Annotated in this window: 20 protein-coding genes; 16 read left to right on the top strand and 4 right to left on the bottom strand. The window is 61.9% G+C overall.

Annotation, left to right across the window (positions count from 1 at the left end; all coding sequences use genetic code 11):
• Positions 1-55 precede the first annotated feature (55 nt).
• The 4 genes from EET67_RS15190 to EET67_RS15205 all read left to right on the top strand — a co-directional run bounded on the left by EET67_RS15190 (position 56) and on the right by EET67_RS15205 (position 5,995).
• Positions 56-883, top strand: coding sequence for a MurR/RpiR family transcriptional regulator (locus EET67_RS15190; protein WP_128627043.1), 828 nt, complete (start codon positions 56-58; stop codon positions 881-883).
• A 204-nt stretch (positions 884-1,087) separates the two neighbouring features.
• A complete protein-coding gene (locus EET67_RS15195; protein ID WP_128627044.1) occupies positions 1,088-2,257 on the top strand; it encodes an efflux RND transporter periplasmic adaptor subunit in 1,170 nt (389 codons plus the stop codon).
• 11 nt (positions 2,258-2,268) lie between these two features.
• Positions 2,269-5,409 (top strand): efflux RND transporter permease subunit, encoded by a 3,141-nt coding sequence (locus EET67_RS15200; RefSeq protein WP_170313235.1) that lies wholly within the window; start codon positions 2,269-2,271, stop codon positions 5,407-5,409.
• A gap of 109 nt (positions 5,410-5,518) precedes the next feature.
• Positions 5,519-5,995 (top strand): MaoC family dehydratase, encoded by a 477-nt coding sequence (locus EET67_RS15205; protein ID WP_128627045.1) that lies wholly within the window; start codon positions 5,519-5,521, stop codon positions 5,993-5,995.
• 6 nt (positions 5,996-6,001) lie between these two features.
• On the opposite strand, the gene EET67_RS15210 is transcribed toward EET67_RS15205, so the two are convergent.
• The 4 genes from EET67_RS15210 to EET67_RS15225 are packed head-to-tail and all read right to left on the bottom strand — an operon-like array spanning position 6,002 to position 11,130.
• Positions 6,002-6,580, bottom strand: a complete 579-nt coding sequence (locus EET67_RS15210) for a sarcosine oxidase subunit gamma (protein WP_128627046.1) — start codon at positions 6,578-6,580, stop codon at positions 6,002-6,004.
• Positions 6,573-9,566 (bottom strand): sarcosine oxidase subunit alpha, encoded by a 2,994-nt coding sequence (locus EET67_RS15215; RefSeq protein ID WP_128627047.1) that lies wholly within the window; start codon positions 9,564-9,566, stop codon positions 6,573-6,575. The genes EET67_RS15210 and EET67_RS15215 overlap by 8 nt, the downstream gene beginning before the upstream one ends.
• Positions 9,563-9,859: a sarcosine oxidase subunit delta gene (locus EET67_RS15220; protein WP_128627048.1), complete on the bottom strand. Its 297-nt coding sequence runs from the start codon at positions 9,857-9,859 to the stop codon at positions 9,563-9,565. Before EET67_RS15220 ends, EET67_RS15215 begins: the two co-directional genes overlap by 4 nt.
• Before the next feature lie 17 nt (positions 9,860-9,876).
• Complete coding sequence (locus tag EET67_RS15225) at positions 9,877-11,130, bottom strand: sarcosine oxidase subunit beta (protein WP_128627049.1); 1,254 nt, start codon at positions 11,128-11,130, stop codon at positions 9,877-9,879.
• 404 nt (positions 11,131-11,534) lie between these two features.
• On the opposite strand from EET67_RS15225, the gene EET67_RS15230 reads away from it, so the two are divergent.
• From EET67_RS15230 to EET67_RS15285, 12 genes are all read left to right on the top strand, one after another.
• Positions 11,535-11,969 (top strand): MarR family winged helix-turn-helix transcriptional regulator, encoded by a 435-nt coding sequence (locus tag EET67_RS15230; RefSeq protein WP_210211130.1) that lies wholly within the window; start codon positions 11,535-11,537, stop codon positions 11,967-11,969.
• A 194-nt stretch (positions 11,970-12,163) separates the two neighbouring features.
• Complete coding sequence (gene rpsU, locus EET67_RS15235) at positions 12,164-12,421, top strand: 30S ribosomal protein S21 (protein WP_128627050.1); 258 nt, start codon at positions 12,164-12,166, stop codon at positions 12,419-12,421.
• Between the two features lie 197 nt (positions 12,422-12,618).
• The gene (locus EET67_RS15240; protein WP_170313237.1) at positions 12,619-13,413 is read left to right on the top strand and encodes a tetratricopeptide repeat protein; all 795 of its coding nucleotides are present in this window, start codon (positions 12,619-12,621) and stop codon (positions 13,411-13,413) included.
• 108 nt (positions 13,414-13,521) lie between these two features.
• Positions 13,522-14,010 (top strand): DUF992 domain-containing protein, encoded by a 489-nt coding sequence (locus EET67_RS15245; protein WP_128627052.1) that lies wholly within the window; start codon positions 13,522-13,524, stop codon positions 14,008-14,010.
• A gap of 284 nt (positions 14,011-14,294) precedes the next feature.
• A complete protein-coding gene (locus tag EET67_RS15250; protein ID WP_128627053.1) occupies positions 14,295-16,244 on the top strand; it encodes a PrkA family serine protein kinase in 1,950 nt (649 codons plus the stop codon).
• A gap of 167 nt (positions 16,245-16,411) precedes the next feature.
• Positions 16,412-17,734, top strand: coding sequence for a YeaH/YhbH family protein (locus EET67_RS15255; protein WP_128627054.1), 1,323 nt, complete (start codon positions 16,412-16,414; stop codon positions 17,732-17,734).
• Between the two features lie 11 nt (positions 17,735-17,745).
• The gene (locus EET67_RS15260; RefSeq protein WP_128627055.1) at positions 17,746-19,278 is read left to right on the top strand and encodes a SpoVR family protein; all 1,533 of its coding nucleotides are present in this window, start codon (positions 17,746-17,748) and stop codon (positions 19,276-19,278) included.
• A 136-nt stretch (positions 19,279-19,414) separates the two neighbouring features.
• The gene (coxB, locus tag EET67_RS15265) at positions 19,415-20,242 is read left to right on the top strand and encodes a cytochrome c oxidase subunit II (RefSeq protein ID WP_128627056.1); all 828 of its coding nucleotides are present in this window, start codon (positions 19,415-19,417) and stop codon (positions 20,240-20,242) included.
• Between the two features lie 92 nt (positions 20,243-20,334).
• Positions 20,335-22,113: a cytochrome c oxidase subunit I gene (gene ctaD / locus EET67_RS15270; RefSeq protein ID WP_128627057.1), complete on the top strand. Its 1,779-nt coding sequence runs from the start codon at positions 20,335-20,337 to the stop codon at positions 22,111-22,113.
• Positions 22,110-22,814, top strand: coding sequence for a cytochrome c oxidase subunit 3 (locus EET67_RS15275; protein WP_128627058.1), 705 nt, complete (start codon positions 22,110-22,112; stop codon positions 22,812-22,814). The genes ctaD and EET67_RS15275 overlap by 4 nt, the downstream gene beginning before the upstream one ends.
• 12 nt (positions 22,815-22,826) lie before the next feature.
• On the top strand, positions 22,827-23,549 hold the full coding sequence (locus EET67_RS15280; RefSeq protein WP_128627059.1) for a heme-copper oxidase subunit III family protein: 723 nt from the start codon (positions 22,827-22,829) through the stop codon (positions 23,547-23,549).
• 8 nt (positions 23,550-23,557) lie between these two features.
• Positions 23,558-23,947 carry a cytochrome C oxidase subunit IV family protein gene (locus EET67_RS15285; protein WP_165899919.1) on the top strand — a complete coding sequence of 130 codons (390 nt, stop codon included), beginning with the start codon at positions 23,558-23,560 and terminating at the stop codon, positions 23,945-23,947.
• The last annotated feature ends 203 nt before the right edge of the window (positions 23,948-24,150 follow it).

The raw sequence follows: 24,150 nt of genomic DNA on the forward strand, positions 1-24,150 counted from the left end.
AGTTTTGTCAAACGGGTTTTCGGCCGGGCCGGCAAGAGAGCATGGAGAAGTGTCGATGGCATCGAGCGTAGCCGAACTGATCTCGGGTCGAATGGGCGAAATGCCGGCGGGCGAACGGCGGGCGGCCCAGACGCTGATCGCCAACTACCCGCTGATCGGGCTCAAGACGGTTGCCGATTTTTCGCAACAGGCTGGTGTCAGTTCGCCGACTATCCTGCGCTTCGTGTCGCGGCTCGGCTTTCACAACTATCCGGAATTCCAGGCTGCTTTGCAAGATGAGCTGGCAGCCCAGCTTCAATCGCCCCTGTCGCGGACCTCGGTACGGCCCACGCCGGATCAGGGCAAGACCTCGCCGGTGATCGAGGCAACGCTGCAGAATATCCGCGAGACCTTCCGCCATGTCTCCGATAAGCAGATCAGGGACATAGTGGCGCTGATTGCGCGGCCACGCTCGACGATCTTCCTGATCGGCGGCCGCTTCACCGACCCTGTTGCGCGCTATACTGCCGCCCATCTCACCATCATCAGGCCGAATGTGTTTCACCTGACGGGACAGGAGAGCACCTGGCGCGACCGCCTGATCGACATGGGCAAGCGCGACGTGCTGCTGATCTTCGACATTCGCCGCTATCAGGACAGCCTGCTGCGCCTTGCCGAAAAGGCGCATGCGCGCGGGGTCGAGATCGTGCTTGTCACCGATCAGTGGCTGTCGCCCATCGCGCGCTTTGCCCGTCATGTCATTGCCGGGCGCACGGCGGTTCCTTCGGCCTGGGATTCGTCTGCCGCCCTGTTCGTGGTCGCCGAAGCGCTCATCGGTGAGGCAACGCGCGAACTGGAGACGGAGAGCGCAAGACGTATCCGCGAAATGGAGGAACTGCGCTGATCAGCGCTGGCGCGAAAGCACGGAATCGTGATGGATCGCGTTTAATTACCGATATTTAAGGTGCCAATGCGCAGTTGAATGGTCATAAAGGCGCGATACTGACTTTTCAGCGCTTTGCGCCTAGACTGTTGCTCCCATTCGCTTTCCTTTCGGGACGATGGAAGGCCGGGCCGACGCGAGAATGTGGATAGACCCGGAGTGCCTATGGCCGCCTGGAAACAGATTCTTTTCCTGCTCGTCATCCTTGTGGTGGCCGCCGCGGCCTGGGTGCGGTTCTTCCCCGGTGCGCCGGAGGTCCTGGCCCGCTGGGGCATAGAATGGGCCAATGCCGCAACGCCGAAGGCTGGCGCCCCCGAGGAGAGCGCAGATCGGCGCGGAGCAGGCGGCCCGCAGATAGCCGTGGTCACGGCTCCAGTGCGCTCGGCAACGATCAATGACCGCCTTTCGGCCATCGGCACCGGACGCGCCAATGCCTCGGTCGCGGTCAACCCCTATGAGGCCGGCCGGCTGACTGAAATGACGGTCCAGTCGGGCGCCAAGGTTACGACCGGAGCCGTGATCGCTCGCCTCGATTCGGAAGCCGAAGAGATCGCGCTGGATCGCGCCAAGGTGGCGCTTGCCGATGCGCAGGCCAAGGTGGACCGGGCCGCGGCGCTGCGCAAATCCAACACCGTGACGAGCGTGCAGGTCGCGGATGCCGAGGTGGTGCTGGAAAATGCCCGGCTGGCGGTGCGCGACGCAGAGTTGAAGCTCCAGCGCCGCTCCATCCTGGCGCCCATTGCCGGCATTGTCGGTATCCTGCCGATCGAAGCCGGCAACTATGTCACCACGCAGACCACGATTGCCACGATCGATGACCGTTCGAGCATCATCATCGATTTCTGGGTGCCGGAACGCTTTGCCGGCGCCATCACCGTTGGCCAGAGCCTGACCGCCACGCCGATCGCCCACCCCGGACAGGTGTTCGACGGAGCCGTCAGTGCCATCGACAACCGCATTGACGAACAAAGCCGCACGCTGCTGGTCCAGGCGCGTATCGAGAATGTGAGCGACAGGCTGCGGGCGGGCATGTCGTTCCAGGTTGCAATGGGATTCCCCGGCGATGTCTATGCCTCCGTTGATCCGCTGGCGATCCAGTGGGGCACCGATGGGGCCTTCGTCTGGGCCATCCATGACGGCAAGGCCAGGCGCACGCCGGTGCGCATCGTCCAGCGCAATTCCGAAACCGTGCTGGTCGATGCCGCCATCAATGTTGGCGATCTGGTGGTGACCGAAGGGGTCCACGCCGTGCGCGACGGCGCCGAATTGCTGATTGCAGGTGCCGAACCGCGCACACCGGTGGGTGCAACCGCGCCTTCGGGCAGCGGCAGTTAAGGTTTCAGACCATGGTGGCCGAAACCCGAAATGGCGGCGACGAACATGGCATGACGGCGCTTTTCGTGCGCCGGCCGATCCTTGCCTTCGTCATCAACACGCTGATCGTCGTGGCCGGCCTTGCTGCCTTTTTCGGTGTCGAAATCCGTGAACTGCCCGACGTCGACCGCCCCGTCATCACCGTTACCGCCGATTATACGGGCGCTGCCGCCGAGACCATCGACCGCGAGCTGACCGCCGTTCTGGAAGGTGCTGTTTCGCGCGTTTCGGGCGTGAAATCGATCTCCTCGAGTTCTTCCTATGGGCGCAGCCGCGTGACAGTGGAGTTCGGCGACGGGGTAAATCTCGACGTCGCCGCCTCAGACATGCGCGATGCGGTCGGGCGGGTCGCCAACCAGCTGCCCGAGGACGCCGATCCGCCGCGCATCGTCAAGGCCGATGCCAATTCGGATGCCGTTCTTCGTCTGGCCGTCACCTCCGACACGATGTCGGTCGAGGACATGACCATCCTGATAGATGACCAGATCATTGATGCGCTCTCGGCCGTTCCGGGCGTAGCCGATGTCCAGATCTATGGCGACCGCGAAAAGATCTTCCGTATCGACATCAACCAGGCGAAGCTTTCCAGCCACGGCCTGACCATTGCCGATGTCGGCAATGCGCTCGCCTCGATCTCCATGGATACGCCGGCCGGTGCGCTGACCACCAATGACCAGAACATCATCGTGCGCGCCACCGCTTCCGTCACCACGCCGGAGGCCTTCGAAAGCCTGATGATCGGAGAACGCACCCGGCTGGGCGACGTGGCGAGCGTGACGCTCGGACCCGATATCGGCCAGTCGCGGCTGCGCTCGGACGGCAAGACCGGTATCGGTCTCGGCATCGTGCGGCAGGCGCAGTCCAACACGCTCGACATCTCGGAGGGCGTGCGCGCCGCCGCCGCAAACATCCAGAAGACCTTGCCCGAAGGCATGAGCATCAAGGTGACCAGCGACGACGCCATTTTCGTCAACGGCGCCGTGCATGAGGTCGAGATCGCGCTGATGCTGTCGGTCTCGATCGTGCTCCTGATCATCTACCTGTTCCTGCTTGACTGGCGCGCGACCCTCATTCCGGGGCTGGCCATGCCGGTCGCGCTGATCGGCACCATCGCCGCGATCTATCTGACCGGCTTTTCGATCAATATCCTCACCCTGCTGGCGCTGGTGCTGGCGACCGGCCTTGTCGTCGACGATGCGATTGTGGTGCTGGAAAACATCGTGCGCCGGCGCAACGAGGGCATGGGCCCGCGCGCGGCGGCCGTGCTTGGCACCAAGGAAGTGTTCTTCGCCGTCATCGCCACCACGGCGACGCTGGTGGCCGTCTTCGTGCCGCTGTCCTTTTTGCCCGGTCAGACCGGCGGCCTGTTCCGCGAATTCGGCTTCGTGCTTGCGATGGCAGTGTTGCTTTCGGCCGTTGTGGCGCTGTCGCTCTGCCCGATGCTGGCCTCCCGGATGCTTGTCGCGGCCGCCGAAAAACATGACGAGAAACGGGCGGGGTTGGCCGCCCGGCTGGGACGCCTGCTTGCCGGCACCTATCGGGGTGCCCTGCGTGCCTGCCTGAACGCGCCGCTCATCGTGGTCGTCGTCTCCATCCTGTTTGCCGGCGCCGCCTATGGCGCATTTGGCCTGATCCGGCAGGAACTGACGCCGTTAGAAGATCGCTCGCTGGTGCTGATGCGTATTTCGGCGCCGCAGGGCGTCAGCCTCGACTATACCGCCCAGCAGATGCGCCGCATCGAACAACTGATCCAGCCGATGCGCGATTCAGGCGAGATCCAAAGCACTTTCGCCAGCACCGGCTCGGGCGGCGCAGTCAATAGCGGCTTCATGGTCATGTCGCTTGCTCCCTGGGATCAGCGTGAGCGCTCACAGCAGCAGATCATGGCCGACATCGAAGCGCTGACGCGCCAGGTGCCCGGCGTGCGCGCCTTTCCGATTTCGCCCAACAGCCTTGGCATTCGCGGCGCCGGCAACGGGCTGCAATTCGCCATCATCGGCTCCAACAGCTATGCGGAACTGGGGGACGCCGCGACAAGGATCGTGGCGGAAATGGAGAAGGACCCGCGCTTCCGCCAGCCGCGGCTATCCACTGATGCCACGCAGCCGCAGCTTTCCGTGTCGATCGACCGCGAGCGTGCCTCGGACCTCGGCATCAATATCACCGGTCTGAGCCAGGCGGTCCAGGCGATGCTTGACGGGCGCAAGGTGGGCGAGGTCTTCATCAATGACCGCAGCTTCGAGGTCAAGCTGGTGTCGACCACCAATCCGATCAACGATCCGACAGACCTTGAAAACATCTTCCTGAAGACGGCGGATGGGCGTTTCGTGCCCTTGGCAACCATCGCCAAGCTGGTCGAGCGCGCAGTGCCGCCGTCGCTGGCGCGCGAGCAGCAATTGCGCTCGGTGGCGATCACCGCCAATCTCGCCCCGGAATTCGCGCTTGGCAATGCGCTTCAGCGCGCCGAGGAGATCGCCACCCCGCTTTTGCCTGCAGGCGCCCGCATCATTCCGCTGGCGGAGGCCGCTACCCTCGGCGAAAGCAGCAGCAGCATGTTCATGGTCTTCGGTTTCGCGCTGGTCATCGTGCTTCTGGTATTGGCGGCGCAGTTCGAGAGTTTCATCAGCGCCATCATCATCATGGCGACGGTGCCGTTGGGGTTGGCCTGTGCGGTGTTCGCGCTGCTGATGACGGGAACGAGCCTCAATGCCTATAGCCAGATCGGGCTGGTCATGCTGGTCGGCATCATGGCCAAGAACGGCATATTGATCGTCGAATTTGCCAACCAGCTGCGCGACCGCGGCATGAATGTGCGCCAGGCAATCGAGGAAGCGGCCAATATCCGCCTGCGCCCGGTGGTCATGACCATGATCTGCACCGTGCTCGGCGGCATGCCGCTGGTGCTGGCCTCTGGCGCGGGCGCCGAAGCGCGCATTGCGCTTGGTTGGGTCATCGTCGGCGGGCTCGGCCTTGCCACCGCCTCCACATTGTTCCTGACGCCGGTCGCCTATCTGCTGCTTGGCCGCTTCATCACGCCGAAGGTGGAGGAACAGGCGCGGCTGAAGCGCGAACTGGAGGAGGCCGCCTACACCAATGTGGAGCCGGCGGAATAGGGCGGCTCTGCCTCTGCCATTGCCCCGATGACTTTGCCGCCGTGAGGCGGTATCAGTTCCGCGCGAGGGCCGATTCTTGCGGCCACACAATTCGGCGAGGCATCTTTCAGTGACACCGATAACGATCGAGCAACTGGTTTCCGGCATCGGGACCGAGGTGGCGGTGTCGCCCTGGCGAACGGTCACGCAGACGATGATTGACCAGTTCGCCGATGCGACCGACGACCATCAATTCATCCATTGCGACCCCGAGCGCGCGGCGCGCGAAACCGCCTTCGGCGGCACGATCGCCCATGGGTTCCTGACGCTGTCGCTGCTTTCGGCCATGACCTTCGAGGCGATCCCGCCGCTGCAAAGCGCCAGCATGGGCATCAATTCGGGCTTCGAGAATTTGAAATTCGTAGCACCCGTGAAAACAGGCTCGCGCATCCGCACCCGGTTCTTCTTGTTCGACGTGAAGGTGCGGCCCTCGGGCTGGATCGAGGTGCGCCATGATGTCACCATCGAGATCGAGAACTCCAAGAAGCCGGCGCTGACGGCGCGCTGGCTGACGCTCTCCTTTGTCGAGCCTGACCGGACGGCGTAAGCCCGATCAGGCGGCGTCCGTTGCCGCCTTGGTCAGGAATGCCAGCACATAGTCGGAGAAGGATCGCCAGCACTCGACGCGGAAGGTGTCTTCCTGCGTACGCAGAAGCACGATCTCGACCTTGCCGAGCACGGTGCGCGATGCGGCCCCGACCGGAAATGCGGCCAGCGACAGGTCCTGCGGGCAGCCGGCGTTGATGGTATCTGCAGCTTGCCTCCCACTAACGGAAATCGCGACATTGCGATGGGAAATGCCGACCGCCGAGTGAAGGCCCTTCACACCGGCGCAATCGGCGAGCGGGTCGCCGCCAGCCTCGTCGATGACCAGCCATTCGTCCGGGCCGAGCCAGAGTGCGGTGCGTCCCGCTTTGGCGGCGGAGGTCTTCGGCGCTTTCGGCAGGCTCACACCAAGTGCGCGGGTCAGTGCCGTGATCGAAGCTTCCGGCGCGCGCAGCGAAATGCGCTCGGCTGGCGGCAGCACGGCAAGCCTGACGCCGGCTGTCGTGACTTCGCCCCCGGCCAGCGCGGGATGCCGCTCGATGGAGGCCGCAGCGGAAGCGGATCTTTTTGCAGCAGCCTTAGCCATTGAGGCGTTCTCCCTTCTCGTCGAAGAACACGGGGCCGGTCACTTCCACCTCGATGGTGCGGTCCGGCATCGGTACATGGAGCGTCTCGCCCATGCGCGCGCGCCCGTCCGTCAACAGCCCCAGCGCGATGGAACGCCCGCAATTTTCCGACCAGTAGCTCGACGTGACATGGCCGATCATCTTCATCGGGATCGCCTGCTTCGGGTCGGCGACGATCTGCGCGCCCTCATCCAGCACGATCTTCGGGTCATTCGTCCTGAGGCCGACTAGCTGCTTGCGGCCGGCTGCAACCAGATCGGGGCGCGTCAGACCACGAATGCCGACGAAGTCGGTCTTCTTCTTGCCGATCGCCCAGTCGAGCCCGGCATCAGCCGGTGTCACCGTCCCGTCCGTGTCCTGGCCTACGATGATGTAGCCCTTTTCGGCGCGCAGCACATGCATGGCCTCCGTGCCATAGGCGCAGGCACCATGCTTCTGGCCTTCGGTCCACAGCGCTTCCCAGACCGCCTGGCCGTAATCGGCCGGCACATTGACCTCGAAGCCGCGATCGCCGGTGAACGACATGCGGAACAGCCTGGTCGGCACACCGCAGATCCTGCCTTCGCGCACTGACATATGCGGCATCGCTTCGTCCGACAGGTCGATGCCCTTGACCAGCGGCGCGATGATGTCCCGTGATTTGGGGCCTTGGACGGCAATGACGGCCCATTGCTCGGAGATCGAGGTCAGCCAGACATTGAGATGCGGAAACTCGGTCTGGAGATAGTCCTCCATGTGGTTCATGACGCGCGCGGCACCGCCGGTCGTGGTGGTAACATGGAAGCGGTCGGGCGCAAGCCTGCCCACCACGCCGTCATCATAGATGAAGCCGTCCTCACGCAGCATGACGCCGTAGCGGCAGCGGCCGGCATCGAGCTTCTGCCAGGGGTTGGTGTAGAGCAGTTCCATGAAGGTCGCCGCATCGGGGCCGACCACTTCGATCTTGCCCAGTGTCGAGGCGTCGAACAGGCCGGCAGACTGGCGCACCGTGCGGCACTCGCGGTTGACGGCAGCATGCATGTCTTCGCCCGGCTTGGGAAAATACCAGGTGCGCTTCCACTGGCCGACATCTTCGAACACCGCCCCATGCGCCTCGGCCCAGCCATGCATCGCCGTCTTGCGGGTCGGGTCGAACAGGGCCCCACGCGCATGGCCGACAATGGCGCCGAAGGTCACCGGCGTGTAGGGCGCGCGGAAGGTGGTGAGGCCGACTTCGGGGATATTCTTGTCCAGCGTGTCGGCGGCAATCGCCAGCCCGTGCATGTTCGAGGTCTTGCCCTGGTCGGTCGCCATGCCATTGGTGGTGAAGCGCTTGACGTGCTCGATCGAGCGCATGCCCTCATGCACCGCCAGCCTTATGTCCTTGGCGGTGACGTCGTTCTGGAAATCGACGAAGGCCTTGACGATCTTGTCCGGCCCGGCACCGGGGGCGGCGCCCAGCATGCCGCGCGACCAGTTTTCGCTAGCTTCGACCTTGGGTTTGGCTGCCTTCGCGGCTTTTCCGCCGGCGTCCTTCGCTGCCTTTGCACCGGCCGCATAGGCCTCCTCGACGCTGGCCGCCAGCCCGTCGGTGCCGTTGCAGGCGCCGACGGAAATGCAATCCTGAGCATAGATTCCGGGCAGGAAGCGCTTGGTCTCCTCGTCGAAGGCGACCTTGCCGCGCGATTGGGAAAACAGATGCACGGACGGCGTCCAGCCCGCGGACATCAAGAGCGCATCGACCGCGATCTTGCGCTCGCCACCGCCATTCTTGGGCTGGACGCTCATGGAGGAAATGCGCAGCCGCCCGCCGGTGCGGATGACGGCGCGGCCGTGATTGATCTCGATGCCGAGCGCGCGTGCTTCCTCGACCAGCGGGCCGGAAGGATTGTCGCGCAGATCGACGATGGCAGCGATGTCGACGCCGGCCTTTTTCAGGTCGATCGCCGCCGCATAGGCGCTGTCATTGGCGGTGTAGACGCCGACATTTCGGCCAATGGCCACGCCGTAATGATTGAGATAGGCGCGTGCGGCCGAGGCGAGCATGACGCCCGGCCGGTCGTTGTCGGCGAATACCATATGCCGCTCGATGGCGCCGGCGGCGAGGATGACGCGCTTGGCTCGAATTTGCCACAGCCGTTCGCGAGGCGCGTTGGCGTCGGGGCTGGCGAGATGGTCGGTGAGGCGCTCGGCAAGGCCGACGAAATTCTGCGCATAGTAACCGAAAGCAGTGGTGCGCGGCAAAAGCCGGACATTGTCCATGGCGGAGAGCTTGGCAATTGCCGTCTGCGCCCAGGCCCAGCCATCTGCGCCGTCGATCTTCGCACCGGCTTCGAAACGCAGCGCGCCGCCGAATTCGGCCTGCTCGTCGCAGAGGATCACGCGCACGCCCGTCTCGGCTGCCGCGAGCGCTGCGGCGATGCCGGCGGCACCGCCGCCCAACACCAGCACCTCGCAATGAGCGAAGCGGGCGGAATAGTGGTCGGGGTCGGGCTGGTCCGGCGCAACGCCCAGGCCGGCGGCAGCGCGAATCTTCGGCTCGTAGAAGCTCTTCCATGCCGCCTTCGGCCACATGAAGGTCTTGTAGTAGAAGCCGGCCGAAAACAGCGGCGAAGCGAGGTCGTTGACGGCGCCGGCATCGAAGGAAAGCGACGGCCAGCGGTTTTGCGACGTAGCTGCCAGCCCGTCATAAAGCTCCTGCACCGTGGCGCGGACATTCGGCGTCTTGCGGGCCGCGTCGCGTTCGATGTCGACCAGTGCGTTGGGCTCTTCGGCCCCAACTGAAAGAATGCCGCGCGGCCGGTGATATTTGAACGAACGCCCCACCAGATGCACGCCGTTGGCCAGCAGCGCGGAAGCCAGCGTGTCGCCGGCGACACCGGTGAAGCTTTGTCCGTCGAAGGTAAAGCGCATGGTCTTAGCCGGTGTCAGGCGGCCTGCGCCGGGAATGCGGAAAGATTGCATCATTTGCCCGCTCCCGGCAGTTTCTTTGGCTGCGGTTCGCCAGCCTTGTAGGTCATCACGAACTTGTCGGTCACGGTGTCACGCACTGCATTGAAGAAACGGGCGCAGCCATGCACGTGCCGCCAGCGCTCATAGATGACACCTTTGGGGTTGGAGCGGATGAAAAAGAACTTTTCGAAATCCTCGTCGCTCATCGCGGCCATGTCGGTCGGGCGGGCGATATGCGCCTCGCCGGCGTGGCGGAATTCGAGTTCCGGGCGCTCTTCTTCGCAATATGGGCAATGAATGAGAAGCATTTTTTCTCCCAGTTCGCTCAGTGCGCGACCGCGGCCGCTGCCGCTTCGTCGATCAGACGCCCGGTGCGGAATCGCTCCAGGGTGAACGGCGCGTTGATGGGATGTGGCTCGTCGCGGGCGATGGTGTGGGCAAAGACATTGCCGGAGCCAGGTGTGGCCTTGAAGCCTCCGGTGCCCCAGCCGCAATTGACATAGAGCCCCTTGACCGGGGTCTTGGCCAGGATCGGCGAACGGTCCGGCGTGACGTCGACGATGCCGCCCCAGGAGCGCAGCATCTTCATGCGCGTGAAGACCGGGAACATCTCGCAAATGGCGTCGAGCGTGTGGTTGAGGATGTGCAGGCCGCCGGTCTGGGAATAGGAGGTGTATTGGTCGGTGCCGGCGCCGATCACCAATTCGCCCTTGTCGGATTGCGAAATATAGGCGTGCACGGTGTTCGACATGACCACGCAGGGCACCACCGGCTTGACCGGTTCCGACACCAGCGCCTGCAGCGGATAAGATTCCAGCGGCATGCGCACGCCGGCCATGTCCATCAGCACCGATGTATGGCCGGCGGCGACGACGCCGACCTTCTTTGCGCCGATGAAGCCGCGCGAGGTCTCCACGCCGGTGACTTCGCCGCTCAGCGCACGGCGGATGCCGGTGACCTCGCAATTCTGGATGATGTGGACGCCGCGCGCGGAAGCGGCGCGCGCATAGCCCCAGGCGACAGCGTCATGGCGGGCGGTGCCGCCGCGCCGCTGCAGGGCAGCGCCGACCACCGGATAGCGGGCATTGCTGGAGATGTTGAGCGGCGGGCAGAATTCCTTGGCCTGCTCGGGCGTCAGCCATTCATTGTCGACGCCGTTCAGCCGGTTGGCATGGATATGCCGCTTGAGGCTTTGAACGTCGTGCACATTATGCGCCAGCATCATGACGCCGCGTGCCGAATACATGACGTTGTAGTTGAGGTCCTGGGAAAGCCCGTCCCACAGCTTTACCGCATGGTCGTAGATGCCGGCCGATTCGTCATAGAGATAGTTGGAGCGGATGATGGTGGTGTTGCGGCCGGTATTGCCGCCGCCGAGCCAGCCCTTTTCGAGCACCGCGACATTGGTGATGCCATGCTCCTTGGCCAGGTAATAGGCCGTTCCCAGCCCATGCCCGCCGGCGCCGATGATCACGACGTCATATTCCGATTTCGGCTCGGGCGAAGACCATTGCTCCTCCCAGCCCTTGTTGCCGCGCATGGCCTCGCGCGCGATCGCGAACACCGAATATTTCCGCATGGGTCAAAGCCTCGTGAATGCCGGAAAAGCCACCCTGAAGCAGGAAGCGACATGTATCACTAGCGAAAAGCGGGCCCCGGCTTTGCACTGTTTGCGACGGCAAGTGCCGCTTTGTGCCAGTGATGTGAACCGGATCTGAAACCGCTTCGCCCTTGTCGCATCTATCGCGCAGACCGCATTTTTGCAACGTCGCTGTTGGCTGGGTCCTCTTGCCGCGCAGACCAGGCCGACATAGGCCGGGGCATCTGGAAGCATCCGTCTGGCGCAATCAAATACACGAAGCGATGGCTGCCCGGCAGCATCAGCAGAGATGCGGTGGAATACCATAAGTCCATTTGCCTTCCTGTCGATATTGAGGGAAAAAGGCGTGCGGCAGTATCAAGATTGGATATCATGGGGCTCCCGTGGATACACAGGCTTCCGCCGGACAGAATGCCGCGATCACCGACGACGAATACCGGACATTGGCGGCATTCCGGCATGCCTTGCGGCGATTCCTGACCTTCAGCGAGGCGGCAGCGCATCAGGGCGGGCTGACGATACGCCAGCACCAGGCCATATTGGCCGTCCGCAGCCGGGCGCCGGCGCCAGCCAGCATCAGTGACATAGCCGACCACCTCATGATCCGGCACCATAGCGCGGTCGAACTGATCGACCGGCTCGTCAAGGCCGGGCTGGTCACGCGCTCGACGTCGAGGGACGACCGGCGGCGCGTCCTCGTTTCGCTGACGCCGCAGGCCGAAGCGGTCCTCAAGAACTTGTCGGCGACACATAGGGCAGAGATCATCCGGATCAGGCCGCTGCTGGTCGACCTTGTGCAACGGCTGGAGAGCCGCTGAGCCGGTGGCGGAGCGGGCGCCGTCATCGATTCTGCTGGCGCCGTCTCCGAAAAAATCCTATCAGGGCGAGGTGTTGCTGTGGACAGGCAGCGGCAATTCTGCTAACAGCCAGCGCAATTCGCGGTGGTGACCGCTGCGAAAGCCAGTGGCTATTCGCCCCGCATTTGATTCGAACCATATAGACAGGATTGCCCGTGCAGGTACTCGTTCGCGACAACAATGTTGACCAGGCGCTTCGCGCGCTCAAGAAAAAGATGCAGCGCGAAGGTATCTTCCGCGAAATGAAGATGCGTGGCCATTACGAGAAGCCGTCGGAAAAGCGCGCCCGCGAAAAGGCCGAGGCCGTCCGCCGCGCCCGCAAGCTGGCCCGCAAGCGCGCCCAGCGCGAAGGCCTGCTGCCGATGACGCCCCGTCCGGCTCCGTCTGCTGGTGCTGCGCGCCCGGCGCGTTGATCCCGCCAATTTTTCGTCCTTTTCGAGGACTACCGAAGGCAGGGCGACGGTCAGTCGCCCTGCCTTTTGTTTTCGCGGTTTGCGCGTATCGGCCCAAGTCGCTATCAGACTACAGTTGAGGAATTGCGGCGATGAATGAACTCCCTGACAAGCATCATGTCCGGGGCGGCTACGATGGGTGGCGGAGCGGCACGGCCATGGCGGCGCTGCTGTTTTGCGGCATCGCATTGTCGGCCTGCCAGACCGGGCCTACAGGTGAGTTGACCACGATCGACGTTGCGCAAGGGTCGAGCGAGAATATCTCGTCGCTGTCAGCAGTCGTCCAGCGCAACCCGAGTGACCCCGAAGCTTATAATGTACGCGGTTCGGCCTATGGCCGTGGCGGCAAGTACCGCGATGCGCTGAAGGATTTCGACACCGCGATCCGGCTGCGGCCGGACTTCTACCAGGCCTATTCCAATCGGGCGTTGATCCATCGTTTCCTTGGCGATCAGGCAAGCGCGCTTGCGGACTACAACCGCTCCATCCAGATCAATCCCAGCTATGACGCCGCCTATATCGGCCGTGGCAATCTCTACCGTAAGGCGGGCCGCACGCAGGACGCCTTCAACGATTTCCAGAAGGCCATCCAACTCGACACGACCGACCCGCGCGCCTATCACAATCGCGGCCTGATCTATCAGTCACAGGGGCAGCACAATTACGCGATCGAGGATTTTTCGACCGCAATCTCGCTCTCTCCGGATTCCGAAGAGCCCTATAACGGGCGCGGGCTTTCCTACCTCGCCACCAATGACGAGGACAACGCCTTCGCCGATTTCAACATGGCGATCAAGCTGAACGAGCGCGTTGCCGAAAGCTGGGCCAACCAGGCACTGATCTATGAGCGGCGCGGCGACAAGGCACGCGCGGCCAAGTCCTATGCGCGCGCAGCCCAGCTCGACCCGAACTACAAGGTTGCCACGGACGGGCTTGCACGCACGCGCACCTGATTGCTGCGGCATGACGCGACCGTAAGCCGACGCATATCTTTTGTCGCATGGGAACCATGCTGCCCTCCGTCTGTTGTGGAGACGGGTCGGCAACGCATGGAGCGCACCATGAAAACCATAGCGACAACAGCAGTGGCAGCCTTGATTCTTTCCGTTGCGGCTCCGGCGCAGGCGCAGCGTGGTGTAGAGTTGGGCATGCTCGAATGTTCCATCTCCGGCGGCATCGGCCTGATCGTCAGCTCGAAAAAGGAACTTGCCTGCACCTTTCGCCCGGCCGACAAGAAATTTGCGCCTGAAGCCTATATCGGCACGGTGACCAAATACGGCCTCGATATCGGCGCCACCGGGCAGACCTTCATGCAATGGCTGGTTCTGGCCCCGAGCGCCGACATCTACGCACCCGGTACCCTGGCGGGCGATTATGTCGGGGCCAGCGCCGAAGCGAGCGCAGCCGTCGGCGGCGGTGCCAATCTTCTCGTCGGCGGATCGAATCAGACCTTCACCCTGCAGCCGGTCAGCGTACAGGCGCAGACAGGCCTCAATCTGGCCATAGGTGTTACCCAATTCGTGCTGCACGGCGTCGTGGTGTCCAAGTAAAGTCGATGATCATGATAAAAACGGGGGATAGGCCGTTTTCTTTTGCACATGCACGTAACAATTTGCCCCGCCCTTCCTATATGATTCATAAGAAGGAATTTCAGGATGGAGGCGTGGTGTGACCGCGAAAACATCTCGACATCCTAATCCGAAGAGCCGGGCATCGGGGCGATCCTGGGTTTCAACCACTATCGCCGCATGCAAGCTCAGCCCTTGGCGGCTATTTGCGGCACGCGAGCCGTCATGCCGAATCTCACTCAATTTCCCCATCGAGAGAGGTCAAGATGCAATCGCACGGGTCTGACGTCTTCAGTCTGTTTTCCGAGATTTACAGCGGCGAAAAGCAGGAGGAGATGAGTCTCCAGCAATATCTGCTTGCGTGCCGCGAAAATCCGTCGATGTATGCCACTGCGGCCGAAAGAATGGTCGAAGCGATCGGCGAGCCGACATTGGTCGACACCAGCGCGGATGAGCGCCTGGGCCGTATCTTCACCAACCGGACGATCAAGATCTATCCGGCTTTTCCCGAATTCTACGGCATGGAAGATACGATCGAGCGTATCGTCGGCTATTTCCGCTATGCGGCCCAAGGGCTGGAGGAGCGCAAGCAGATTCTCTATCTGCTCGGTCCGGTCGGCGGCGGCAAGTCCTCGCTGGCCGAGCGGCTGAAGAAGCTCATGGAAAAGCAGCCGATCTACACGCTGAAGGTGGGCGGTCAGGTCAGCCCGATCTTCGAATCGCCCCTGGGACTTTTCAACCCGGATCGGATGGGCGATCTGCTCGAAGAAAAATACGGCATCGCCCAGCGGCGGCTCAACGGCCTGATCTCGCCATGGGCGGCAAAGCGCCTTGACGAACTGGGCGGTGATATTTCCAAGTTCAGCGTCGTCAAGCTGATGCCGTCTCGCCTGCGCCAGATCGGCATCACCAAGACCGAGCCCGGCGACGAGAACAACCAGGATGTTTCGGCACTGGTCGGCAAGGTCGACATCCGGCAACTGGAGAATTTCAGCCAGGCCGATCCCGATGCCTATTCCTACAGCGGCGGCCTCAACCGCACCACGCAGGGCCTGCTGGAATTCGTGGAGATGTTCAAGGCACCGATCAAGGTGCTGCATCCGCTGCTGACGGCGACGCAGGAAGGCAACTATAACGGTACCGAGAATTTCGGCGCCTTCCCCTATCAGGGCATCATCCTGGCCCATTCCAACGAATCGGAATGGCAGCAATTCAAGAACAACAAGAACAATGAGGCCTTCCTCGACCGCATATTGGTGGTCAAGGTTCCCTATTGCCTGCGCGTGACGGAAGAGCGCCAGATCTATGAGAAGCTGCTGCGCGAGAGCGAGTTGGCCAGCAGCCCCTGCGCGCCCGAAGTGCTGGAGATACTCAGCCGCTTCACCGTCTCCACCCGCCTGGCGATCCACGAGAATTCGCCGCTTTACACCAAGATGCGGGTCTATGACGGCGAGAACCTGAAGGACATCGACCCCAAGGCCAAGTCGGTGCAGGAATATCGCGATGCGGCCGGCGTCGACGAGGGCATGACCGGGGTCAGCACGCGCTTTGCCTTCAAGGTGCTGTCGGAAACCTTCAACTACGACACCAAGGAGGTCGCCGCCGATCCTGTGCACCTCATCTATGTGATGGAGCAGGCGATCAAGCGAGAGCAGTTCCCGCAAGAGATAGAATCGCGGTTCCTCGACTTCATCAAGTCGGAGCTTGCGTCGCGCTATGCCGAGTTCATCGGCCATGAGATCCAGAAGGCCTATCTGGAATCCTACAGCGAATATGGCCAGAACCTGTTCGACCGCTATATCTCCTATGCCGATGCCTGGATCGAGGATCAGGACTACAAGGATCCCGATACCGGCCAGATCCTCAACCGGGAGGTTCTCGATCGTGAGTTGTCGCAGATCGAGAAGCCGGCCGGCATCGCCAATCCCAAGGATTTCCGCAACGAGGTCGTGAAATTCTCGCTGCGAGCGCGGGCCAAGAACCACGGCCGCAACCCGTCCTGGACGAGCTATGAGAAACTGCGCGAGGTCATCGAGAAGCGCATGTTCGGTCAGGTCGAGGATCTGCTGCCGGTGATCAGCTTCGGCTCCAAGAAGGACAGCGCCACCGAAAAGCAGCACAGCGAATTCGTCCAGCGCATGGTCGAACGCGGCTATACGGAACGGCAGGTCCGGCGCCTGGTGGATTGGTATATGCGGGTGAACAAGGCCGGTTAGTGCGGCAAATACGAATCTTGTTCCGCTCAGGCGAGGGGCAAAATCCCGCCACGCTTGCAACCTTGGCAGGTCTGGCGTGGCAGATTCGAAGTTCCGGTACATGCTGAAAGCGAATGACAGGAACTTCTAATCCGCTATGCTAGGGTGCGCGCAAGAGAGGGCGATATATGCCGAACTTCATCGATCGGCGCCTGAATCCCAAAGACAAGAGCCTGGGTAACCGCCAACGGTTTCTGTCGCGCGCTCGCGAGGAATTGAAGCGGGTCATCAACGACAGGATCAGGACCGGCAAGATCGCCGACATGGATGGCGAGCAGTCCGTTCCCGTGCCGGTGAAGGGAACCAGCGAACCGAGCTTCCGCCATGCCGAAGACAGCGGCAGGCGCGAGCACGTCCTGCCCGGCAACAAGGCCTTCATCCCAGGCGATCGGCTGGCCAAGCGCGGGGGCGGGGAGGGCGGAAGCCCCGGAACCGGCTCTCCGGGCATGGGGGACGCCGAGGATGATTTCCGCTTCGTGCTGTCGCGCGAGGAAGTGCTCGATCTCTTCTTCGAGGATCTTGAACTGCCCGATATGGTCAAGCTCGACCTGAAGGAGGTGGTGGCGTTCAAGCCGCGACGTGCCGGCTTTGCCACCAGCGGGTCGCCGACCAACATCAATGTCGGGCGCACCATGCGCAACAGCTATGGGCGTCGCCTCGCATTGAGGCGGCCCAAGCAGGAAGAACTGGATGAGATCGAAGCCGAGATCGCCAAGCTCGCTACGAAGGCCAAGCCGACACCTGAAACGCTCCAGCACATTGCCACTTTGCGCACCGAGCTTGAAAGGCTGCAACGGCGCCGGCGGCTGGTTGCCTATGTCGATCCGGTCGATATCCGTTTCAACCGTTTCGACCGCCAGCCGGTGCCCAATGCCAATGCGGTAATGTTCTGCCTGATGGACGTTTCCAGTTCCATGGGCGAGCGCGAAAAGGACCTGGCCAAGCGCTTCTTCGTGCTGCTGCACCTGTTCCTGAAGCGGCGTTACGAGCGTATCGACACCGTCTTCATCCGCCACACCCATGAGGCCCAGGAGGTCGACGAGGAGACCTTCTTCTATTCCACGCAGAGCGGTGGAACGGTGGTTTCGACCGCGCTCGAGCAGATGCGGCGCATCATTGACGAGCGTTACCCGAGCGGGCGCTGGAATATCTATGCCGCACAGGCTTCGGACGGCGACAATGCCGCGGCCGATTCGGAATATTGCGTCGACTTCCTCAATGACGAATTGATGCGGCTTTGCCAATATTTCGCCTATGTCGAAATCATAGATGAGCGTGAGAGCGATATTTTCAGGTCGCCCGATCATGGCACAGCGCTCTGGCATGCCTACCGGGAGGTGAGCCAGAACTGGCCGAATTTCCAGATGGCCCGCATCGCCAAGCCGGGCGACATCTACCCGGTTTTCAAGCGGCTGTTTGCAAAGCAGCCAGTTTCGCCCACTAAAAGTTGACGGGCAACGGCATGAGCAGGCGACCCCGACACTCGAATTTGCTGTTTGACGGCTCTGACTGGAACTTCGCGACACTGTCGCGCACCTATGACGCCATCCGCCAGATTGCGCTGGAGGATCTGCGGCTGGACACCTACCCCAACCAGATGGAGATCATCTCGTCGGAGCAGATGCTTGACGCCTATTCCTCGATCGGCATGCCGCTGATGTATCGGCACTGGTCTTTCGGCAAGCATTTCGTGCAGGAACAGCATCTCTATCGCAAGGGCCGCCGGGGGCTCGCCTATGAGCTGGTGATCAACTCCAATCCCTGCATCACCTATCTGATGGAGGAGAACACCATGGCCATGCAGGCGCTGGTCACGGCCCACGCCTCCTTCGGCCACAATCATTTTTTCAAGAACAATTACCTGTTCCAGCAATGGACCGACGCGAGTGCGATCCTGAACTATATGGAGTTCGCCAAATCCTATATCGCGCGCTGCGAGGAAAAACACGGCGTGGCGGAAGTCGAGTCGATCCTGGATGCAGCCCATGCGTTGATGGAGCAGGCCGTCTTCCGCTATCGCCGGCCGCCTCGGCTTTCCTCGGCACAGGAGCGTGAGCGCCTGCGTGACCGGCTCGACTATGAGGAGCGCATTTTCAGCGACCTCTGGCGCACCCTGCCGCAACGCAAGGACGGCGAACGAAACGATGAAGACGAGCGCGAGGCGCAGGAGCGCAAGAAGGCGCTCAATTTGCCCGAGGAGAACCTGCTCTATTTCCTGGAGAAGAACAGCCTGATCCTGGAACCGTGGCAGCGCGAAATCCTGCGCATCGTTCGTGTCGTCGCGCAGTATTTCTATCCGCAGCGCCAGACCAAGGTGATGAACGAGGGCTGCGCCACCTTCGTCCACTACACCATCATGAACGCGCTTTTCGATGCGGGCAGGATCAGCGAAGGGGCGATGCTGGAAATCCTGCAGAGCCATTCCAACGTCGTCTTCCAGCCGGGGTTCGATGATCCGCGCTTTTCCTCCTTCAACCCCTATGCGCTGGGCTTTTCAATGATGCAGGACATCCAGCGCATCTGCACCGAGCCGACGGCGGAAGACCACGACTGGTTTCCCGACATCGCCGGCAATGGCGACTGGCGCGAGACGCTGCTTGCCGCCTGGGCCAATCACCGCGACGAATCCTTTATCCTGCAATATCTGAGCCCGGCCCTGATCCGTAAGCTGCGCCTGTTCGTCCTGAGTGACGATGCCACGCAGCCGCATTACCAGGTTGCCTCGATCCATGACGAGCGCGGCTACGCCAAAATCCGGGCCACGCTCGCCCATAATTACGATATCGGCACCCAGCAGCCCAACATTCAGGTGGTTGATGTCGACCTTCTCGGCAACCGGCATTTGCGCCTTCAACATATGGTGCATGACGGCGTCGTGCTGACCGAAGACAGCCGCGACGCAACCCTGCGCCATATCAGGCGCCTGTGGGGCTATGACGTCAGCCTGGTCGGAATAGACGAGGGCGGCAGCCAGCTTTACGAAGCCGCGGCGTGAACCACCAATGTCCCGGCTGGAGCGGCCAGCCACACGCCTTGCATAGCGACGCCTAGAATTTCGATCGAAAATCAGGCTATACTGATCTCACGTTTCTAGGGGCGGTTGCTTCTCGGGACGCCAGGAGGAACAGAGCATGGCCATAGTGCTTGTACTCGTTCTCGTGGTTGTGGGCTCAGTCTTGTTTCACCTTCTGAGCCCATGGTGGTGGACGCCCATCGCGTCCAACTGGTCTTACATAGACGATACCATCATCATCACCTTCTGGATCACCGGAGCAGTTTTCTCCGCCGTCGTGTTGTTCATGGCCTATTGCGTCCTGCGCTTCCGCCATCGTGACGGGAACCGCGCGGCCTATGAACCGGAAAACCGCAAGCTTGAATCCTGGCTCACCATTGTCACCGCCGTAGGCGTGGCCGCCATGCTGGTGCCGGGCCTGTTCGTGTGGAGCCGTTTCGTCACCGTCCCGGCCGATGCAACCGAGGTCGAGGTGGTCGGCCAGCAATGGCAATGGAATTTTCGCCTGCCCGGCAAGGACGGCAAGCTCGGCCGGGCCGATACGCGCATCGTGAGCGTGGAAAACCCGCTCGGCCTCGTTCCGGACGACCCGGCAGGGCAGGACGATATCGTGGTCGAGGCGGCAGACCTGCATCTGCCGGTCGACAAACCGGTCAGGATATTGCTGCGCTCCATCGACGTGCTGCACGATTTCTACGTGCCGGAATTCCGCGCCAAGATGGACATGATTCCTGGCTCCGTCACCTATTTCTGGTTCACCCCGACGCGGACCGGAACATTCGAGATTCTCTGCGCGGAACTCTGCGGCCAGGGCCATGCCTTCATGCGCGGCGTGGTCATGGTCGACACGCAGGAAGATTATCTCGCCTGGCTCGGCGAACAGCAGACATTCGCGCAACTGTCCGCGCCGGCTCAGACGAGCTCCGTGGAGGGAAAGAAAGACTGACCAGCAAGCAATGAAGCCGGGCCGCGGAAGCCTGATCGAAACAGTGTCGGCAAGCCTGAGGCTTCATCGGAACGAAACAAGGAGGTGTTTCGATGGTCGATGTCACACCAGATGCGGCAAGCCCGGTTCCGCCGGCTGAAGTCGCGGAGGTAGAGCTCTACCACCCGCATAGCTGGTGGACGAAATATGTCTTCTCGCAGGACGCCAAGGTCATCGCCATCCAGTATTCGGCGACCGCGCTCGGCATCGGCTTCGTGGCACTGGTGCTGTCCTGGCTGATACGGCTTCAGCTCGGCTTTCCCGGCACCTTCGATTTCATCACGCCGGAAGCCTATTACCAATTCATCACCATGCACGGCATGATCATGGTGATCTATCTGCTGACTGCGCTGTTTCTCGGCGGTTTCGGCAACTACCTGATCCCGCTGATGGTCGGCGCGCGCGACATGGTCTTCCCCTATGTCAACATGCTGAGCTACTGGATTTATCTGCTTGCGGTGCTGGTGCTGGTTTCGAGCTTCTTTGCCCCCGGCGGCCCGACAGGCGCCGGCTGGACACTCTATCCGCCGCAGGCGATCATGACCGGCACGCCCGGCGGGCAGGACTGGGGCATCGTGCTGATGCTGTCTTCGCTGATCCTGTTCGTCATCGGCTTCACCATGGGCGGGCTCAACTATGTCGTGACCGTGCTGCAGGGGCGCACCCGCGGCATGACGCTGATGCGGCTGCCGCTGACTGTGTGGGGCATCTTCACCGCCACCGTCATGGCGCTGCTGGCCTTTCCGGCGCTGTTCGTGGCCTGCGTGATGATGCTGCTCGACCGTGTGCTCGGCACCAGCTTCTTCATGCCGGCCATCATCGAGATGGGCGAGCAGTTGCAGCACGGCGGCGGCAGCCCGATCCTGTTCCAGCATCTGTTCTGGTTCTTCGGGCATCCGGAAGTCTATATCGTCGCGCTGCCGGCCTTCGGCATCGTCTCGGACCTCATCAGCACCCATGCCCGCAAGAACATCTTCGGCTATCGCATGATGGTATGGGCGATCGTGGTCATCGGCGCGCTGAGCTTCGTGGTGTGGGCGCATCACATGTATGTCAGCGGCATGCACCCCTATTTCGGCTTCTTCTTCGCCACCACGACGCTCATCATCGCCATCCCGACCGCCATCAAGGTCTATAATTGGGTCCTGACGCTGTGGCGCGGCGACATCCACCTCACCGTGCCGATGCTGTTTGCGCTCGCCTTTATCGTCACCTTCGTCAATGGCGGGCTGACCGGCCTGTTCCTCGGCAATGTGGTGGTGGACGTGCCCTTGTCGGACACCATGTTCGTGGTGGCGCATTTCCACATGGTCATGGGGGTTGCACCGATCATCGTGATCTTCGGGGCGATCTACCACTGGTATCCGAAGATCACCGGCCGGATGCTGAACGAGGCGATGGGCCAGTTCCATTTCTGGGTCACCTTCCTCGGCGCCTATCTCATCTTTTTCCCGATGCATTATCTCGGCCTGATGGGCGTTCCGCGCCGCTACAACGAGCTGGGCGACATGGCGCTCCTGTCGGAATCGGCTCACCAACTCAATGCCTTTATCAGCATCATGGCCTTCATCGTCGGCTTTGCCCAACTTGTCTTCCTGTTCAACCTGATCTGGAGCATACGCCACGGCCGGGAAGCCGGCGGCAATCCGTGGCGGGCAACCACGCTGGAATGGCAGACGCCGCAGACCCCGCCCGCCCATGGCAATTTCGGCAAGGAACTGCCGGTCGTCTATCGCTGGGCCTATGACTACAGCGTGCCAGGCGCGAAGGAGGATTTCATTCCGCAGAATGAACCGCCGAGCGCATACGCGGCCTCCAGGGGGGCGGTATGAGTATCGTACTCGTCTTCCTTGCCGTGGTGGCTGCGATTGCAGCCTGGTGGCTGTCTCAGCAGCGGCTGATGGCCAAGCCCTGGCTCGAACAGGGATCGACGGCCGCCTTTCCGCGTACCGAATCGGGTTCGATGCCGGCGGCCAAGATCGGGCTTGGCGTCTTCCTCGCCGTGGTAGGCTGCCTGTTTGCACTCTTTGCCAGCGCCTATTTCATGCGGATGGGGTTTCCCGATTGGCGCGCGCTGCCGGTGCCGCCAACGCTGTGGCTCAACACCGGTATTCTGGTGCTGAGCAGCGTCGCGCTGCAATGCGCGGTCTTCGCCGCACGCAACGGACAGTTCGACATGGTCAGGCTCGGGCTGGTCACCGGCGGGCTTACCGCACTGGCCTTCCTTGCCGGCCAGCTCGTCGTGTGGCGGCAACTGGTTGCCGAGGGTTATTTCCTGTCGAGCAACCCGGCCAACAGCTTTTTCTATCTGATCACCGCCATGCATGGCCTGCATATCCTTGGCGGGTTGGTAGCGCTTGGCCGTACCACCGCGATCGCCTGGCGTCCTGAACAGCGAGACCGGCTGACCCTCAGCGTCGAGCTTTGCGCCATCTACTGGCATTTCCTGCTCCTGGTCTGGCTGGCGATCTTCGCCGTCCTGGCGGGCTGGGCCGCCGGCTTTATCGAAATCTGCCGCCAGCTGTTGACCTAGGAGGCGTCGCGAATGGTTGATACGACCTTTACCCAGCCTGCCCAAACCGGAGCCCGGCCCGACGGCCTACGGGGCGTCGCGACCGACTGGGCTTCAGACCAGCGGGCCTTCAAGAATGTGTCCTGGGGGAAGGCCATGATGTGGATCTTCCTTCTCTCCGACACATTCATCTTCGGCTGCTTCCTGCTCTCCTACATGACGGCGCGCATGTCGACGGCGGTGCCCTGGCCCAATCCCAGCGAGGTCTTCGGCCTGCACATCGGCGGTGTCAGCGTACCGCTGCTGCTGATCGCCATCATGACCTTCGTGCTTATTTCAAGTAGCGGCACCATGGCGATGGCGGTGAATTTCGGCTACCGCCGCGAGCGCCGGAAGACCGCATTGCTGATGCTGGCGACCGCCCTGCTTGGCGCGACCTTTGTCAGCATGCAGGCCTTCGAGTGGACCAAGCTGATCAGCGAGGGTGTGCGGCCATGGGGAAATCCATGGGGAGCCGAACAGTTCGGCGCCACTTTCTTCATGATCACCGGCTTCCACGGCACCCATGTCACGATCGGCGTGATCTTCCTGATCATCATCGCCCGGAAGGTGCTGCGTGGTGATTATGACGTGGAGCGGCGGGGCTTTTTCACCAGCCGCAAGGGCAATTACGAGAGCGTCGAGATCATGGGCCTCTACTGGCACTTCGTCGATCTCGTCTGGGTGTTCATCTTCGCATTTTTCTATCTGTGGTGAGGACAGACATGGCTGAAGCGACCGCTCACAACCACATCCATCAACCGATGCCGCATGGACAGGCGAAGGCGGCCAGTGCTCATGCCGAAGGCCAGCAACACCCAATCAAGCTGTATCTTGTGGTCTGGGGCTGGCTGTTCATTCTCAGCGCCTGCTCCTACCTCGTCGATTATGTCGGCCTTCAAGGCTATCTGCGCTGGTCGCTGATCCTGCTATTCATGATCCTGAAGGCGGGGCTGATCGTTGCCGTCTTCATGCATATGGCATGGGAACGGTTGGCGTTTGCCTATGCGATAATATTGCCGCCGGTGCTGGTGCTGGTGTTCGTGGCAATGATGGTTTTCGAGTCCGACTATACGCTGCTCAGCCGAACGCTTTTCTTCGGAGCTGCGCCCTGAAACGGGCCGACTGAAAATATCGATACCACCGCTTCACGCACGGCGTGAAGGCAAGCCCTTGCAAGGGGCAGGAAGTGGACCATTTCTGTCCTTGTCATGTCGGAGAGGGCGAAGCTTCTCGCCTCCCGCAGACGTCACTATACGCGGCACCGCCTGTTCAGGCAGAACAGGAAACGGTGCTGGAGCGCTTTTGAACCGACGCA

The sequence above is a fragment of the Borborobacter arsenicus genome (genome assembly GCF_003934165.1).
GTDB lineage: Bacteria > Pseudomonadota > Alphaproteobacteria > Rhizobiales > Rhizobiaceae > Pseudaminobacter > Pseudaminobacter arsenicus.

What these genes read in the sequence shown, in the direction of transcription:
- EET67_RS15275 (WP_128627058.1), top strand. Translation starts at nt 22,110, where the DNA reads ATGAGTATCGTACTCGTCTTCCTTGCCGTGGTGGCTGCGATTGCAGCC.
- EET67_RS15285 (WP_165899919.1), top strand. Translation starts at nt 23,558, where the DNA reads ATGGCTGAAGCGACCGCTCACAACCACATCCATCAACCGATGCCGCAT.
- EET67_RS15250 (WP_128627053.1), top strand. Translation starts at nt 14,295, where the DNA reads ATGCAATCGCACGGGTCTGACGTCTTCAGTCTGTTTTCCGAGATTTAC.
- EET67_RS15215 (WP_128627047.1), bottom strand. Translation starts at nt 9,566, where the DNA reads ATGATGCAATCTTTCCGCATTCCCGGCGCAGGCCGCCTGACACCGGCT.
- ctaD (WP_128627057.1), top strand. Translation starts at nt 20,335, where the DNA reads ATGGTCGATGTCACACCAGATGCGGCAAGCCCGGTTCCGCCGGCTGAA.
- EET67_RS15210 (WP_128627046.1), bottom strand. Translation starts at nt 6,580, where the DNA reads ATGGCTAAGGCTGCTGCAAAAAGATCCGCTTCCGCTGCGGCCTCCATC.
- EET67_RS15255 (WP_128627054.1), top strand. Translation starts at nt 16,412, where the DNA reads ATGCCGAACTTCATCGATCGGCGCCTGAATCCCAAAGACAAGAGCCTG.
- EET67_RS15190 (WP_128627043.1), top strand. Translation starts at nt 56, where the DNA reads ATGGCATCGAGCGTAGCCGAACTGATCTCGGGTCGAATGGGCGAAATG.
- coxB (WP_128627056.1), top strand. Translation starts at nt 19,415, where the DNA reads ATGGCCATAGTGCTTGTACTCGTTCTCGTGGTTGTGGGCTCAGTCTTG.
- EET67_RS15200 (WP_170313235.1), top strand. Translation starts at nt 2,269, where the DNA reads ATGGTGGCCGAAACCCGAAATGGCGGCGACGAACATGGCATGACGGCG.
- EET67_RS15220 (WP_128627048.1), bottom strand. Translation starts at nt 9,859, where the DNA reads ATGCTTCTCATTCATTGCCCATATTGCGAAGAAGAGCGCCCGGAACTC.
- EET67_RS15240 (WP_170313237.1), top strand. Translation starts at nt 12,619, where the DNA reads ATGGCGGCGCTGCTGTTTTGCGGCATCGCATTGTCGGCCTGCCAGACC.
- EET67_RS15195 (WP_128627044.1), top strand. Translation starts at nt 1,088, where the DNA reads ATGGCCGCCTGGAAACAGATTCTTTTCCTGCTCGTCATCCTTGTGGTG.
- EET67_RS15280 (WP_128627059.1), top strand. Translation starts at nt 22,827, where the DNA reads ATGGTTGATACGACCTTTACCCAGCCTGCCCAAACCGGAGCCCGGCCC.
- EET67_RS15245 (WP_128627052.1), top strand. Translation starts at nt 13,522, where the DNA reads ATGAAAACCATAGCGACAACAGCAGTGGCAGCCTTGATTCTTTCCGTT.
- EET67_RS15260 (WP_128627055.1), top strand. Translation starts at nt 17,746, where the DNA reads ATGAGCAGGCGACCCCGACACTCGAATTTGCTGTTTGACGGCTCTGAC.
- EET67_RS15225 (WP_128627049.1), bottom strand. Translation starts at nt 11,130, where the DNA reads ATGCGGAAATATTCGGTGTTCGCGATCGCGCGCGAGGCCATGCGCGGC.